Origin of the sequence: Butyricimonas sp. DFI.6.44 (genome assembly GCF_022132345.1) — a bacterium.
Taxonomy (GTDB): Bacteria; Bacteroidota; Bacteroidia; order Bacteroidales; family Marinifilaceae; genus Butyricimonas; species Butyricimonas muris.
This window is the reverse complement of record NZ_JAKNJD010000009.1, coordinates 122296-136495: the sequence shown is the minus strand read 5'-3', so window position 1 is coordinate 136495 and position 14200 is coordinate 122296. Positions and strand designations below refer to the sequence as shown.

The window sequence follows — 14200 nt, the reverse complement described above, 5'->3', positions numbered from 1 at the left end:
TTATTCATTGTTAGAGGTATGTTTGTTATAGACATTTCGCTTTCCGTCGTAATCCAGATTATACCACCATTTATCGGTAGCACCGGCAAATGTCTGTGAACTATTGTTGGAAAGATAATCCGTTTCTTTCAGTCCTGTAATGCCTTCCAAAGTCCTGATGTCATTGCCGGTCCACCAACTTTGCATTATCTGCTTGAATTCTTCCAACGAACAGAAGTCAACATTCTCCTCACATTCTTCACACCATTTGCCATCACAATCATGTGCCGTATCGCAGATATACATTTCTGTATTCGCATCTATCCAGGCCTGTGTCTCCACTTGCCTTGAACCACATTCTTCGCATACCAGAACTTTAGAATCATCAGGCTCTTTTCTAAAAGCCTTGCCGTCATAAAGCGATACGGCACGTTCCACCAGCAAAGTCCGGCTGCATTCCGATAATTCGGTATAGAACCGTTCCGCCGCACCATAAATGGAATTTTCAGCCTGTGCGTTCCATTTTTCCCAAAAGTGCAGGTAGTCACCTCCGAACACGACTTTACATTCCTCCTTGCTCCATGCGTTCCACATATAGTAGAAGAAGCTGGAGACTGCATTTTCTGCGTGGTATTTCATGATTTTTCAGTTTCAGGTTCAACATTTTCTTTGCCTTCCAATTGCCTCCATACGACATCATACATTTCGTGGAGCCAGTCGATGTTCCTCGTTCCGAGTTCAAACGGACTGTGACATTCCACTTCATAACCGCTCTCTTTCTCCTCGGCAAAAACGGTCAGGCTGTTTTCCGTTACCCGAAGTCCTGTTACCATACATTCATACGGATCACCGTTCTTACTGAACCATATCACCCAGACCGGGTCGTATCCATCATCTTCAGGGAACCGTATCTCGGTCATGCAGTGTGCTTGAAGCAATTGTCGTATCGCTTCAATGATATCCGCTCGTAATTCCTCAATTCTCCCGCTAAAATCAATGGATGCCGAAGTCCCTTTCCCGTTTCGTTGAGCCACAGAAAGAATCTGTGTGTCGGGGTGAACCCCGAAATTCCAGTCTACATCTTCATCATCGAGAGTAGTGTGGATATTGCCGCCCAGAACCAGCCCACAGTCCTCAGACACCATTTGTCTTGCTTCATCGTGGTCTTCAGCCACTACCGTGTAAGTGCCCTCGAAGGCATACCTTACTCTTACATCATACTTTGCCATAATTCTTATGATTTGATTGTTTGTAATTGATTTAACATTAAGAGACTATGCTGACAGGATTGTTGAAAAATGAATCGTCCACGCCATACACATGCTGTATGGAATAGTCGTACTTGGATCGTTCATCGTCCAGACGGAAACGGAAGCCGTTACAGCCTTTGACTTCCAGCTTGAGCTTCACATCTTGTTTCAGTTCCATTTCAAGCAGGCTTCCGCCGCCATACGTGGAACTGAACAGCCCGCAACAGTTCCCTTTGGGGATAATGACCTCTTTCAGCGAGAAGTCTGCATCATACAACTCTTTCAGACTTACCTTTCCGATATAGGTCAGCAGGTTCGCACCGCAACAGGAATTGATAAGTTCCTCGTAGAATTGCTCGTATGAGACCTGTTCTTTCCCGTTCCTGCTTTTCCGGTTCGGGAAACGCCCGTAAACTTTGTAGCCGTGGCTCGTCAGCAGTTTCTTTACTTGCGCCGGATTGAGGTTCAGGCTGTCTACCATGTCCCCGAAATAGGATTCCTCGTAACTGTAACCGCCCTGCGATTCAAACCAGTTGGAGTTGATGCAGTCGTAGTCGGAAAGCATCTCCACCCGGATGGGAATGTCATCCGTGTACCTTATCAGGTCTTTCACTACGTCCGAATCGTTCCTGCTGTAAATCTCGTCCCGGATTGCATCCTCATGTTCATCGAAAAAGGCATCGACCTCGTGTTCGTCAAAGTCGTTGAATACAAAGCATTCTTCTTTCAGCTTTTCCATAATCCCATGAACAGCTTCATATTCCGCATCGCCATACCATTCGCCCGCCTTTTCCCACAGGCAATCGCAATTCCGCCTGTCCAGACATTTCCGGATGATGTCAAGGTGGTTGTCAAGGTTGTCGTTATAATCCGTCCATACCAGCGTGTAGGATGGTTCCATGAGGGATTTCACGAAATCCAACGTAAGCGTTCTCTGTTCTTCCATTTTTCTTTACCTGTGTACGGCAGGGTTCTGTTTCCCGTACATACCGTTATAAATGACAGAAGCGACCTTCCGGCCGCCTCCGTATTACTATTACCCATACAGTTCTTTCACTATCTCGTCATACCTTTCCTTTACCATCTCCGTCTTACGGTTGAAGTGAAAATATGCGGTGTACCTGTAACCGGTACTTGGCTCTCCGCCGCATTGTCGTATTGCCGTGTCAATATCCCAGTCAATATCACCAATGCCGAGTGATATGCTTGTGCCTTGCAACAGACAACGGGCAAGCCGGAGCGCGGAATCCTTCTTGTTTTCCTTGCGAAGCCTGTCGAAAGCCATCATTGCAATTTGCCGGTTTGAAATCTTCAACTCTTCCATATATTCATCTGTTTGGGTCAGACAATCCCGGCCAGTTGTTTGAACCGCGCTACGATCTCATTGCACTTGCTTTCGGCAAGCCCTTCATGTTTTCGGCAAATAGCACAATATTCCTTCCAGGGCCTGCCTTCAAGCTCGTGTTCGTATGATGACATGACCAATTCCGGATATTCCTCAAAAAGGATATTGAACGCTTTTCTCCATTTGCGAACCTGCCACGAACCGCTTGCTACCAATTTTATGAATTCAAACATCTGTTTGTCCGTTTTTACATCCAAGTCATAAAAATGGTCTGTTTTCGGCCATACGTTGTTGGAATGCTGCCAGGTCTCAATCTGCTTGTTTTTGGCATTGTATGCCATTTTTGTGATTATCTGGTAACTCATGTTGATATATATGTTTTCAGTTCATTATCATATTGTTCCTTTTCCTGTCGCGGCTTGCCAGCATACCGAAATGGATGCTGAATATGCGCTGTCCGAAGCAGATTGGTGAATTGTACTCCATGCGCTGCCACAGCGTGAAATGGTCGTTTGCGTAAGACCAGCGGAAATGTCCCGACAGCGAGCCGAAGGTGGGATTGACGTTTCTTCCGATAAGCATCCGGTTCACGTCCACGATGTTGTCGGAGGTCAGGATGATGTTCAGGATTTCCACGAAAGCCATCTGCGTGAAACTGTCTGTCGGTAAGACCGGTCCGAGAAAATTGATGTTCATAAGCGTTTGTCTTTTAATCGTAATTGTCATCGAATACTTCAAAACGAGGGAAACAGTTATCGAAATAGTTGCCTGATATGCCCGGATAATACAGCAGGCTGTCATCCCCGCTGTCCGGGCAGGAGTCATCGTCGATATAGGTCACGTTCCCGAACAGTTCCAGGTAATGCGCTACCAGCAGGTGCGGGTCTTCCGTACTGATATCGTGTCCGTAACGGTCACACCAGTCGAAGAAAAAATCCTTGTCGGGTTCCTCCAGCTGCTCCATTGCCTCCCTTATATCAAAGAAGTTGGGACAAAGCCATTCCCTGTTGATAAGCGGGTCCGGGATTTCCTCCCATTTCGTATACCTGTACTCCGGTGTTTCCTCTTCGGGAAACAATTCGGAGCAGGTGCATAGGAATTCTCCCATGTCGCCGAAATCGGACATACGCAGCAGGCTGTCCCTTTCCTGCCGGATGTCGATGAGATGCTGCGTGGTCACTGCCACTTCTGCCTGATTCAAGTCCATAATCTTTTTCATTACAGTTATTGATGCGGAACCGGGGATTTTATTCCACAGGCTCCAAAAGGTCCGGGCCCCGGCTGTGCAGGGTTTTTCGGGGAAATACCGGAGCCTCCGGCGAGGATGATTTTCCCGAAAACCGCTTGCGGCTTGACCTTGCCCAGCCGGTAAAGGCGCGGAGTTACCTTTGCCTGTGGAATGGAATCTGCGGTTATTCATGTTTTTTCATTTTTAGCCGGTTATGCGCTGGCTTCCCCAGCTGATATGTATCTTGCCCTCCCTGTCACGTTCCCTGACCAGCAGGCTCTCGATGACGGACATAGTGACGTCAAACTCCTCGAAGATGTCTGACTGTTCTTTCACCTCACCACTTTTGATGAACTCGTTCAGCCGCTCCTTGGTAAGTACCAGTGCCATCAGGTTCTGCTCCACGGAATCCTTGTAGGTGACATAATGTACGTCCTTCAGTTCTTTGGAATCAAGACGTATGAAGCGGAAGTAGAACTGCTCCATCTTCGGGATATTCCATTGGAGCGATTCCAGAATCACATCGTTACAGGTCGGGATGTTCACCGAACTGCTCAGACTCTGCTGTGTGCAGACCAGTATGCCGTTGACGGTGGAATCGAACTCAGTCACGATGCTCTGCCGTTTCTTGAAGGTCACGTCGCCTTTGACCACAAACACCGGACGGTTCGGAAAGCATTCGCGGAGATGATTCTCGTAAAGGTCGAACGCCGCTATGGAGGTGCAGCCGACAGCCACCTTGCCGGGAATCTTCCGTATCAGTTTCTCGATATATCTTGTCTTGTTCGGAATCCCGTCGCCGAAATAGCCATCTATCAGGTGCGGGACGGAGCACGCCTTGATGAGCAGCTTGATCTGTCGCATGAGCCTAAGCCCGGCATCCTTCTTCGCGTCTCCCGTACTGTTGTAATACAGCTCGCAAATGCGGCAGAATTCCTCGATAATGACGCGGTAAACCTCGTGCTCGCCTTCAGCCGGGCTGACCGTATGGGTACGTATCTTGTACTTCTCGCCTGCGAAGTCCCTGAACTTGCGGGTGATGATGGTCTTTCCGATAAGCTCCGCCAGTTCCTCCTTGTTGTACACGTCCTGGTTCTGCTTCTCTATGCCGAATACGGTGGATTTTCCGGGGCAATGACAGGAACGGAAAAGCACATGGCCTCTGAAAGCCGGGAACGGCTCTCCGTAATGCCGGTTGCTTTCTTCCTCTATCTCCTTGTCTCTGTTCTCGTGGTATATCCGGTCGCACCAGCAGACCATGTTGACGGAATTGTTGTACAGCAGTTCAAATTGGCTGTACAGTTCCGCGATGTTGTTCCGCGTGGTGGTTCCCGTGTCGAGTATCTTGTATTTGAGACGGCGGAAAATGCTCAAGACAAGCCTTGTCCGTTGTGAAGACGGGTTGGTTATCTCATCGGATTCATCGAAAACCAGGCAGAGTTTCCCGGATGTGCGTCTGACAAATTTTGACAGTCCACGCTTCAGTTTGGAGAGTATGGAGGTGGAGAGGATGAGTAATACACCTTCAGGTACTGTTTCCAAATCGGCATTACTTCTGACTATACGGAATTTCTCCCGATTGATTGTCAGAAACGGTATCCAAGTCATATTGGTGGCAATGGCCGGAGCCAGAATGACGGCATTGCGTACCTTATGGAATTTAAGCAGGTATTTTGCCCGATGATACACGGCTGCCGTCTTGCCGGAACCTTGCTGCCAGTTCAGCAAAGCATAACGCTTCTGCAAGACCAGGTTCAGGTCGTGTTTTTGAAGTGATGTAAACTCACATATCTCACCGTCCTTGTTTCTGAAAGTGGTGCGATCGAGGTATTCTTGCAGAAATGGGTCTGGTTGCATTTCTGTAAACTGCCGGTTCTGGTTTTCGTATTGCCTGCGTTTCTTGCGTATCAGTTTTTCCGCTGCACGTATCTGGCGCATGTTCTTTTCAGTCGGCAGTTCCGGTAAGGGAAGTTCGCTCCGTCCCAGCACAAGGTCATTGATACTTGCCGCCTTGTGTGAAACCTTATCCAGCAGACGGGGTGCATACTGTTTCAGCTTGAAGCCGTAGGAGGTCTTCACCAGGGCCACTTCCTTGCGTGGTACGGTATTCTGCGAGGTGATATACCTGCGGATGATACCGAGGACTTTGGTCGTGGTCAGCTTGTTCTTCTCCCATTGGTTTACCTGTTCCCGGGTGGCATTTTCCGGCGGTTTCTGGTTACGGAACTTCGTGACCAGTGCTTCCGCTTTGTCTATGTGTTTGTTCAGCTTGGTGTGGGCTTTCAACTCGTACATGTACTTGGCGAGTTTGTACTCGAATACCTCCAGTTCCTCCTTGTCAATCCGGTTGGTCTCGCGCATCAGGTCGAAGCGTATTTTGTGCTTCATCAGCCTTGCCTCGCGGATGCGCTCTTTCAATTCAGACATGGAGATGAACTCTTCCGCGTTGTAGGCCTGCATCTCGATATGCAGCGACTTGCGCAGGAACACCATTACTTTCGTGTTGAAGTTGTGGACTCCCGTGGAAGCGAAGGCATTGGGATTTAACTTCACTTGCCCGATGAACGAGAACCGGCTGTTGATGCCCGTTATGCGTGTCTTCTCCCAGAACTCGCTCTGCATGAACGAGCTGGGAACAATGACCATCAGGATGCCTGCCGGGTTGAGCACATCGTAGGCTTTTTCCATATAGTATTCCTGTGACAGCCTGTAATCAAATTTCAGGTTGAAAGGCGGATTGCCGATAATGATGTCAAAGCGTTGTTCCGGGTAATATTGCCGGATGTCGCATTTCTCGATATGGGCGTCCGGGTAGAGATACCTTGCAACGGCCACCGCCTTTCCGTCTATGTCGAAACCGTAGGTGTTATGATGGTTCGGAAGGTGGTTGAAGAAGTTTCCCATGCCGCAGCACATGTCGAGTATCATCTCGGAAGAGGCCGGAGACAGCATATCCACTATGTCTCTGCATACTTCATGCGGGGTGAAGAACTGTCCCATCTCATACTCTTTCTTGGCCTCCGCGTACTCGTTGTAATTGGCAAAGTCGGACTGTTTCAGGTTGTGCAGCCCGCCGATGCCGGTATAGCAGTTGTAGATGCTCTCCGCCGGAATCAGATCCTTGCCGGAGTCTATGGCGAAAAGAATCTTCTCGTTGACCTCGGCCCGCCTGTCCTGTGGTATCTGTTGGGGTATGATGGCGTACATATCTTTAATAGTTTACGGTTGGAAATGAAGACACCCCGCAAGAGTTGCCTTACGGGGTGCTGTGGGATTCTTCTCATGGTCAGTTCTCCGGTAATGTGATTTCATCCAATCGGAGACGCTTGAAGCAGCTCTCGGCTGCCGCGCTGTCCTTGAATTTGACGTCGATACGTCCGTTCTTGTAGAATCGGATTTGCTCGGCGTTGGTGGTCGTGAGGTCGTACCAGTCATTGACAGACACATCATTGTCATCGAAACGGATAATCATTTTCGAGTTGCCGCACAGTACATCATCCGCACCGTAAGCGATACCCGCGCATAGGGTTTCCAGCTCTCCACTGTAATTGTAACTGATTTTGCACCGTTGGTGGTATTGTATGTAATAATCATCGAAGCGAATGATTTCGGGAAAGACAATCTTGTCCTTCTTCAGCTCCGTTTTGACCTTGCTCCAGCAGGAAGGCTTGACTACCTTTGCGACTCTGGCAAGCAGTTCTTCCACTGCCGTTTCCCGGAAACTCTTGCCACCTAAATGCTCGATAACCGCATCCACGTATGTCCCATAGACCGGACGGAAGCCCATGCGGAGTGTCTTTTCGTTTATCCTTTGTTCCGGCACCGACACGTTGTACGTCCTGTTGAAGTAGGCGATGATACGGTTGGCGAAGTTAGAGTTGGCATTGTGGTTCTTGTCTACCAAATCGTTCAGCACATCGAACGGCTTGAACTCGTTGTGCGAATAATCGTCCTTACCGTTTCTGAGCGAGTAAAGGTCACGCATGGATATTTTCCCATTGTCGTCGTATGAGAAGTCCCGTTCTGTTCGGTATTGTTCCGCCTCTTCCTTGAAGATGGTATACCAGCGGTCTATCCGGTCAAGCGTCTTGTAGAGCATGTCCTGCTGGTTCTGACAAAACAGGCGGTCTTGCTCGGTAATCTTGTCCTCGTTTCTTACTTGTACGCTCAATATTCCTGAAAGCAGGTCGGGAGCGTTGCCGGGTTTGAATGATGTTGTCGTTTGCATATCTGTTTGATTTTAAGTGTTAGAAATCCTGTGATTGGATACGGTGGAAATAGGTGATGTGCTTCTCCATGTCCTTGACAATCTTCACCTGCTCGGGATGGAAATTAAGCCTTCGCTCCACTGCCGGGACATCAATCTTTTCCCATTCCGACAGAGGCAGGAAGACATATTCCCTGCGGAAGCACCATACCACGATCTGGTTTTTCCAATTCCCCTTGAATACCGTTCCCTCATAGTCTTGCAGGAATTGCCGGAAGTCCTCTTCATTGTGAAAAGCGATATCAAGACTTTGGTAGAGGTTTCTCGCTTCCAGGTCTTTGTGAAGATAAAAACGGCGGTATGTCTCTGTCGTGAAATCACCATAGAGCGGTTCCGGCTCACGGTAAATCCATTGTGGGACTTTTGCCGTGAATGTAACTGATCCGTGAGCGCACGATCCGCAATGTCCCCAGTCTTTGAATGCTCCTTCCGTCCAACCGTTGAATTTCAGATCATCCGTTTTTACATGGTGGAAAGCTCCACCGCTGACGCTCAGGCGGATATTATCCGCAGATTGCCATACGAATGGGACATACGGCTGTTCGCAGATGGAAAGCAGGCCTTTCTTTTCATCCATACTGTCTATGAGTGCATTGCCGTAATAGTCCCCATGACGGCTGAGATAAATCAGCCTGTCACCGGTTTGCGGTGTGATTTCCGAGCGCGTCTGCTCTATAAGTTCGACATAACGGTTGGCCATATCCACATCCTCCTGCGTCAGCCAATGTTCATGGTCGTACAAAACATTCAGTGTCTTGAGCGTTTCAATACCGTACTTGTTCTTTGTTGCCTGTAACATGACATTGTTTTTTTGTTAGTCCGGCTTTTCGGGGCCGGAGTTCCCGTAACTACAGGCTTTAAAAGGTCGTGTTCCGTACATGCAAGGTTGGCGGGAAAAATACCGAAGCCCTCCGGGGCGAGGATGATTTTTCCACGCCACCCGGAGGGCTTGACCTTGCTTGTACGATAAGAACACGAGTTACCTTTGCCTGTGAGTTACGTGAACTCGGCTACGGTACAGATGTCATTCTTGATTTGGATTATTTTTGAAATCACCGTGAAGATTATACCCGGAAAATTCCGGTATTCAGAGGAAAAACATTATCTTTGCAGAAAGATAAAGAGTTATTTGACAGCATGAGGAATATAGTGATTCTAAACAGTTTGCATTTTTCTTATCCGTTGCCCATTCTCATGCGAGTTTCATATAATACACTGATAGTCAAACAAAATACTTCTGACTATTACAAATATACACAATTTTCACATGAAAAAACAATTGACATTTAATTTGATTTAAGCGCAGATTCAATTCCCCGATGCAACTTTTCTCTTCAGAAATTCCTTCGCTCTCTTCCGGGCATACAAGAATATCGAATTACCATTCCATGAATTAAAAGAAAACTTTTCTTTTTTAATTCGTATAATCAATAAATAGCTTATTTTTGTAATATGAAAGCAGAAGATAAAGACAACAGAGACGAGAAGAAATGGGGTAACGTGAACGAGTTTTTGGCAAAAAACGCTTCACAACTCAATATCATGGAAGAAGAAATAGACGTGGAGGTGCAACATCACTTTATGGCACTTCTTGAATTTTTGATGAAAGACAAGACGAAATTCAAGATGCTGATAGAAGAAGCTCCCCAGTTGACGGATGAATTGTACAACGAGTCCGTCAGTGAAGACAAGAAGAGAAAGATTCTGGCTGTACTGGCCACGATAAATGATATAGCGATATACCGGAAGATTGAGGCATTCCAGAAGGAAGACACCCCGTTGAAAAAATGGGCGACCGTGGCGTTGCAACAATCGCGTATGTTGATTCAATCTTCCCTGCTGGATGAATCTACCGTGTTTGTTTCCACGGGATTGGGCGGCCACGGGACTCTATTACGTTATTTCTGTGTTTATATTGCCAACGAGGGGGTGGTTATACAACCGTTCCAATGGGATATTGCCAAGAAAGAAACCGAACTGGTAGTGACCAAGGCTAAAGGAGAAATCGAGAGTTCCGAGCACTTCGATAAATACATCATGTTTACCCTTTTGTTGCCGATTGATGCCGGGTTGAAAGAAATATTCGAAACCATCATCAACGAGTGCAACACGTATGGTAATTTCCTGAAAGAAAACATTATCATTACAAACGTGAAGAAACTTACCCTCGAAGAGATCGACGGTATCGTGAACTCGAAAAACCCGAAACAGGATCGGAAAATCAGTCCAGCATCAGACTTATAAAAGGATGACAGGCTTTGAAACGAGAGGCTAACCCGGGAAAACGTTCCGGGTAATAACCGAATACCAAACGGGTTAACTCTTGCACGGTCAATTCGACGGGTGTTTCTTCGGCGACTTTCCGGGTACAAGCGCCCTCACCGACGATATATATTCCCGTGTTCTCCGGGATTTGTTCATCCGTCACTTTCAACACGAGATGCAGATCGGGATAACGGACAGCATACAACCGCAACACCTGTTCCACGTCCAAGATTCTCGCCATCCCCCGATGTTCGTCATTTTTCCCCGTCGGTAGCGAACGACAGAATATTTCGGCAGTATCCAAACGTGTCATTATCCCCCACAAGAGCGCCTGTTTTACTTCCCCGGAGTCATACAGCCAATCTTTTACCAAAATATGATTCCCCCGCGGCTCGGCAAATGCCATGCCGACAAGGTGATCTTCACGGTTATACGCCACGAGCAAAGCACCTTCGCTTATACGCAAATCCTCCATAATTGTGTTAAAATCCTCCCGGTCATGTTGAATACAACAGGGACGACGGAGCATGGCATCTTCAAAATAACGAAACACTTCGTCTGTCAACAAAGCCTCGTCACGGAACGCCTCCACCCGGTAATGCTCCGACACGGGAGGAGCGAAAATCGTGTAATGTTCGGGTGAGAAATCAAAAATAGCGGCATATCCCATCTTCTCGTAATAGCCGTACAACCAATCGTTTGCCGGGATTAAAGTACTCACGGGGACATCCCGCTTTCTCATCACGGCAAAGGCCTCCTGCAATAACTTTGTCATGATTCCCCGCGCACGGGCCAGAGGGTGGGTACAAGCGCCCGAAATATACCCCGTCTGCAACAAGGTTCCGGCGAAGGTCATCGGGTAAAGCGGCATTTGCAGCGCCGCGACAGCATCACCTTGCCGGTCACGATATACAAGAGTGTTTTCGTCTTTATATTTCTTACTGAAATAGAAACGAATAAACTCTTCCGTGTCATCAAAACACAATCGCCACAAATCCATTACCTCTTGTTTCATGCCATTTTCAATTTTCGATTAATTGAGCGTACCCTTTTTCCAACAGAATCACGGGACGATAAGATAACTTTGCCTTTCGTAAGCCGACTAATCCCAAGTCTTCTTCCCGGTTCAAGTAAATATATTTTTCCGGAATATGCAAGGCAAATTCTTGATTCAATATATTATAAGCCCCGTCGATACGGCTATCCGCTTTCTCGATATGCACGGCAAAAGTATCCTTATTCACGGGAGCGCCATAGGTAAAACCGACAATCTCGTCATCCACCCAAAGCGCACCGCCCGTCAGTTCCAACTCGTCAAAATGGCGTAACGCGGAGTTCAATGCTTTTCGCTCGTTAATCAAGCTCTGCTCTTCATCACAACCGTGTTGCTCGCACCATTTCTCCTCCAGTTCGAGGCAATGCGGAATCATGTCCGCCGTCAAGGGAGTGTAACGATAATTGTACGTCCGCTTGAACTTGTTGACATGATTCCGCTTGGGCTGGAAATTCTTACCTTTCAATTCCGCCAATTCTTTCCTTAGATATATATAGTCAAAATAATCCCGATCCAGACGGTAATCAAATCGTCCGGGGAACTCCCGGTTGAACCACTCTTCCATTTCCGGGAACACGCCATGTATCCGCAAGACATGCCCTTCAGCCTTTGCCTGCTCTTTCAACATCCCGATGATTCCTTTCACGTCCCCTGTCCCGACGGGCATCGTGTACACGATACTTTCCTCGTCCAGCGTGAAACGCACGATCAGGCAATTATCCACCACGGCATAGCAACTGTTAGTCAGGAACTGCCACGTGTACAAATTCACGAATGACAGGTTGCAATCCCGGTTCCCGCAGGCCAAAAAATACGACGTTATTAACTCTTTATCTTCAATTTTGATCGGTTTAAAATCTATCATATAATTCTATCTTTATTACAATACAAAGATACAATCTTTCATCTCATAGCACTTCTTTCATGTGTCTGAAATTAGACGTGATCGTATCCAAAATTTCCTTTGTCCGTCCGTTGAGCATCAACTTATACATGGATTGCGCAAATCCCAGCATCTGGCTCCACTCCACCTTGGGCGGCATGGCGAGAGCGTTCGGGTCGGTCATCACGTTCACCAGCACCGGGCCGTTTATTTTCATCGCTTTTTCCAGTGTCGATTGAACTTCCTCGGGATCGTTTACCGTGAATCCTTCCATGCCCATGGCTTTTGCCACGAGGGCGAAATCGGGATTCTCCATGTCTGTCTGCCAATCGGGTAACCCGGCAACTTCCATCTCCAATTTCACCATTCCCAACGAACGGTTATTGAACACGACGATTTTCACGGGCAATTTATATTGTACAATCGTGGAAAGATCTCCCAGCAACATAGACAATCCGCCGTCCCCGCACAATGCCCATACCTGTCTGTCGGGATACGCCAGCGAAGCCCCGATAGCTTGGGGAACGGCATTTGCCATGGAACCGTGGTTAAACGAACCCAACATTTTCCGTTGTCCCGTCCCGTGCAGATAGCGGGCCCCCCAAACACAAGTCATCCCGGTATCCACGGCAAAGATCGCGTCTTTCGACGCTAACTTGTCCACGACAGACATCACGTATTCCGGGTGAATCCGATCTTTCTCGCCGTGTACTTCCACGTAAGCATTCAAATTCTCCTTTACCCGTTCGTACCCTTTCAATTGTTTTTTCAAGAAATCATCGTCTTCTTTTTGCTTGATCCGAGGCAGCAAAGCCTGCAACGTTGCTCTCACGTCGCCGCAAAGTCCCATGTCTACCTTCGCCCGTCGTCCCAATCGTTCCGGTTTTATATCAATCTGAACGATCGTGTTATTCTCCGGCATAAAAGGCGCATAGGGAAAATCCGTACCGAGCATTACGAGAACTTCCGCCTCGTGCATACTGTCATAACCGGAAGGCATACCTAATAACCCGGTCATACCGACCTCGTTCGGGTTATCGTACTGTATTTCCATTTTGCTTTTGAAAGAATAAGCCACGGGAGCGTTCAACCGATGTGACAATTCCACCACCTCGGCATGAGCATCTTTCGCTCCCATCCCGCAAAATAGAGTGATTTTCGTTTTATTGTTCAACAAGGCTGACAGCTCGTCCAATTCCTTGTCGGAAGGACGGATAGACGGTTGAGTCGGGAAAGGGTGCAAAGATGAAAAAATATCTACCGAATCTTTCGCCGTCACATCTCCCGGAATACCGACCACGGCAACACCGTGCCGGGATAACGCCGTTTGCATTGCCGCCTGTAACATACGGGGCAATTGAGCCGGTGTAGCTGCCACTTGATTATAATAACTGCAATCATCAAATAATTTTATCGTATCGGTTTCTTGAAAATACCGGGAACCGAACTCCTCGGTCGCCATTGTCGATGCCAACGCCAGCACCGGAGCCCCGGAACGATGAGCGTCATACAGACCGTTGATCAGATGCACGTGTCCCGGTCCGCTACTCCCGGCGCAACAAGCCAACTGCCCATGAAGCTGCGCCTCGGCTCCTGCCGCGTAAGCCCCGACTTCCTCGTGTCGCACGTGTATCCATTGAATTTTACCATTACGCCGCACGGCGTCATTTATTTCATTCAAACTATCGCCTGTCACGGCATAAATACGTTTCACTCCGACTTCTACCAGTATTTCGACCAATTGTTCTGCTACTTTTTTCGCCATATCCTGTAGTTTTAATATTGTTTTCTAATCTCTACAGGTAAACGTAAAATGAGTTTGTAAAGTTATAAAGTTTGTAAAGTTTATAAAGTAGAAAACCATAAGGTCTACAAGGTCGCGGGAGTTCCCCGGAAAAATTTATCAGCAGCTTTGCAGCCATAAACAAA

Annotated in this window: 14 protein-coding genes; 1 reads left to right on the top strand and 13 read right to left on the bottom strand. The window is 47.6% G+C overall.

Going from position 1 to position 14200, the window contains the following annotated elements; translation table 11 throughout:
* From L0M98_RS13545 to L0M98_RS13500, 10 genes are all read right to left on the bottom strand, one after another.
* Positions 1–618, bottom strand: coding sequence for a hypothetical protein (locus tag L0M98_RS13545; RefSeq protein WP_008766251.1), 618 nt, complete (start codon positions 616–618; stop codon positions 1–3).
* Positions 615–1208: a hypothetical protein gene (locus tag L0M98_RS13540; RefSeq protein WP_008766250.1), complete on the bottom strand. Its 594-nt coding sequence runs from the start codon at positions 1206–1208 to the stop codon at positions 615–617. The genes L0M98_RS13545 and L0M98_RS13540 overlap by 4 nt, the downstream gene beginning before the upstream one ends.
* 37 nt (positions 1209–1245) lie before the next feature.
* Positions 1246–2175: a hypothetical protein gene (locus tag L0M98_RS13535; RefSeq protein WP_008766249.1), complete on the bottom strand. Its 930-nt coding sequence runs from the start codon at positions 2173–2175 to the stop codon at positions 1246–1248.
* Positions 2176–2265: 90 nt separating this feature from the next.
* Positions 2266–2553, bottom strand: a complete 288-nt coding sequence (locus L0M98_RS13530) for a hypothetical protein (RefSeq protein WP_008766248.1) — start codon at positions 2551–2553, stop codon at positions 2266–2268.
* A gap of 17 nt (positions 2554–2570) precedes the next feature.
* Positions 2571–2939 (bottom strand): hypothetical protein, encoded by a 369-nt coding sequence (locus L0M98_RS13525; protein ID WP_008766247.1) that lies wholly within the window; start codon positions 2937–2939, stop codon positions 2571–2573.
* A gap of 16 nt (positions 2940–2955) precedes the next feature.
* Positions 2956–3270 carry a hypothetical protein gene (locus tag L0M98_RS13520; RefSeq protein WP_008766246.1) on the bottom strand — a complete coding sequence of 105 codons (315 nt, stop codon included), beginning with the start codon at positions 3268–3270 and terminating at the stop codon, positions 2956–2958.
* Positions 3271–3283: 13 nt separating this feature from the next.
* On the bottom strand, positions 3284–3781 hold the full coding sequence (locus L0M98_RS13515) for a hypothetical protein (protein ID WP_032559782.1): 498 nt from the start codon (positions 3779–3781) through the stop codon (positions 3284–3286).
* Between the two features lie 225 nt (positions 3782–4006).
* Positions 4007–7009 (bottom strand): N-6 DNA methylase, encoded by a 3003-nt coding sequence (locus L0M98_RS13510; RefSeq protein WP_008766244.1) that lies wholly within the window; start codon positions 7007–7009, stop codon positions 4007–4009.
* A gap of 79 nt (positions 7010–7088) precedes the next feature.
* Positions 7089–8030 carry a hypothetical protein gene (locus tag L0M98_RS13505; RefSeq protein ID WP_008766243.1) on the bottom strand — a complete coding sequence of 314 codons (942 nt, stop codon included), beginning with the start codon at positions 8028–8030 and terminating at the stop codon, positions 7089–7091.
* 19 nt (positions 8031–8049) lie between these two features.
* Positions 8050–8868 carry a DUF4121 family protein gene (locus L0M98_RS13500; protein WP_008766242.1) on the bottom strand — a complete coding sequence of 273 codons (819 nt, stop codon included), beginning with the start codon at positions 8866–8868 and terminating at the stop codon, positions 8050–8052.
* 653 nt (positions 8869–9521) lie between these two features.
* On the opposite strand from L0M98_RS13500, the gene L0M98_RS13495 reads away from it, so the two are divergent.
* Positions 9522–10313 carry a hypothetical protein gene (locus L0M98_RS13495; protein WP_099293822.1) on the top strand — a complete coding sequence of 264 codons (792 nt, stop codon included), beginning with the start codon at positions 9522–9524 and terminating at the stop codon, positions 10311–10313.
* Here the strand turns inward: L0M98_RS13495 and L0M98_RS13490 are convergent.
* Genes L0M98_RS13490 through L0M98_RS13480 form a run of 3 tightly spaced genes read right to left on the bottom strand, consistent with a single transcriptional unit; the run spans position 10291 to position 14036 of the window.
* A complete protein-coding gene (locus L0M98_RS13490) occupies positions 10291–11349 on the bottom strand; it encodes a GNAT family N-acetyltransferase (RefSeq protein ID WP_227216633.1) in 1059 nt (352 codons plus the stop codon). The two genes, L0M98_RS13495 and L0M98_RS13490, sit on opposite strands and share 23 nt — an antisense overlap.
* Positions 11350–11356: 7 nt before the next feature.
* Positions 11357–12253 (bottom strand): DUF2156 domain-containing protein, encoded by an 897-nt coding sequence (locus tag L0M98_RS13485; RefSeq protein WP_227216634.1) that lies wholly within the window; start codon positions 12251–12253, stop codon positions 11357–11359.
* Positions 12254–12296: 43 nt separating this feature from the next.
* On the bottom strand, positions 12297–14036 hold the full coding sequence (locus L0M98_RS13480) for a thiamine pyrophosphate-dependent enzyme (protein ID WP_227216635.1): 1740 nt from the start codon (positions 14034–14036) through the stop codon (positions 12297–12299).
* Positions 14037–14200: the final 164 nt, after the last annotated feature.

Coding starts and splice junctions, on each gene's coding strand:
- L0M98_RS13545 (WP_008766251.1), bottom strand. CDS start 618: ATGAAATACCACGCAGAAAATGCAGTCTCCAGCTTCTTCTACTATATG.
- L0M98_RS13540 (WP_008766250.1), bottom strand. CDS start 1,208: ATGGCAAAGTATGATGTAAGAGTAAGGTATGCCTTCGAGGGCACTTAC.
- L0M98_RS13535 (WP_008766249.1), bottom strand. CDS start 2,175: ATGGAAGAACAGAGAACGCTTACGTTGGATTTCGTGAAATCCCTCATG.
- L0M98_RS13530 (WP_008766248.1), bottom strand. CDS start 2,553: ATGGAAGAGTTGAAGATTTCAAACCGGCAAATTGCAATGATGGCTTTC.
- L0M98_RS13525 (WP_008766247.1), bottom strand. CDS start 2,939: ATGAGTTACCAGATAATCACAAAAATGGCATACAATGCCAAAAACAAG.
- L0M98_RS13520 (WP_008766246.1), bottom strand. CDS start 3,270: ATGAACATCAATTTTCTCGGACCGGTCTTACCGACAGACAGTTTCACG.
- L0M98_RS13515 (WP_032559782.1), bottom strand. CDS start 3,781: ATGGACTTGAATCAGGCAGAAGTGGCAGTGACCACGCAGCATCTCATC.
- L0M98_RS13510 (WP_008766244.1), bottom strand. CDS start 7,009: ATGTACGCCATCATACCCCAACAGATACCACAGGACAGGCGGGCCGAG.
- L0M98_RS13505 (WP_008766243.1), bottom strand. CDS start 8,030: ATGCAAACGACAACATCATTCAAACCCGGCAACGCTCCCGACCTGCTT.
- L0M98_RS13500 (WP_008766242.1), bottom strand. CDS start 8,868: ATGTTACAGGCAACAAAGAACAAGTACGGTATTGAAACGCTCAAGACA.
- L0M98_RS13495 (WP_099293822.1), top strand. CDS start 9,522: ATGAAAGCAGAAGATAAAGACAACAGAGACGAGAAGAAATGGGGTAAC.
- L0M98_RS13490 (WP_227216633.1), bottom strand. CDS start 11,349: ATGAAACAAGAGGTAATGGATTTGTGGCGATTGTGTTTTGATGACACG.
- L0M98_RS13485 (WP_227216634.1), bottom strand. CDS start 12,253: ATGATAGATTTTAAACCGATCAAAATTGAAGATAAAGAGTTAATAACG.
- L0M98_RS13480 (WP_227216635.1), bottom strand. CDS start 14,036: ATGGCGAAAAAAGTAGCAGAACAATTGGTCGAAATACTGGTAGAAGTC.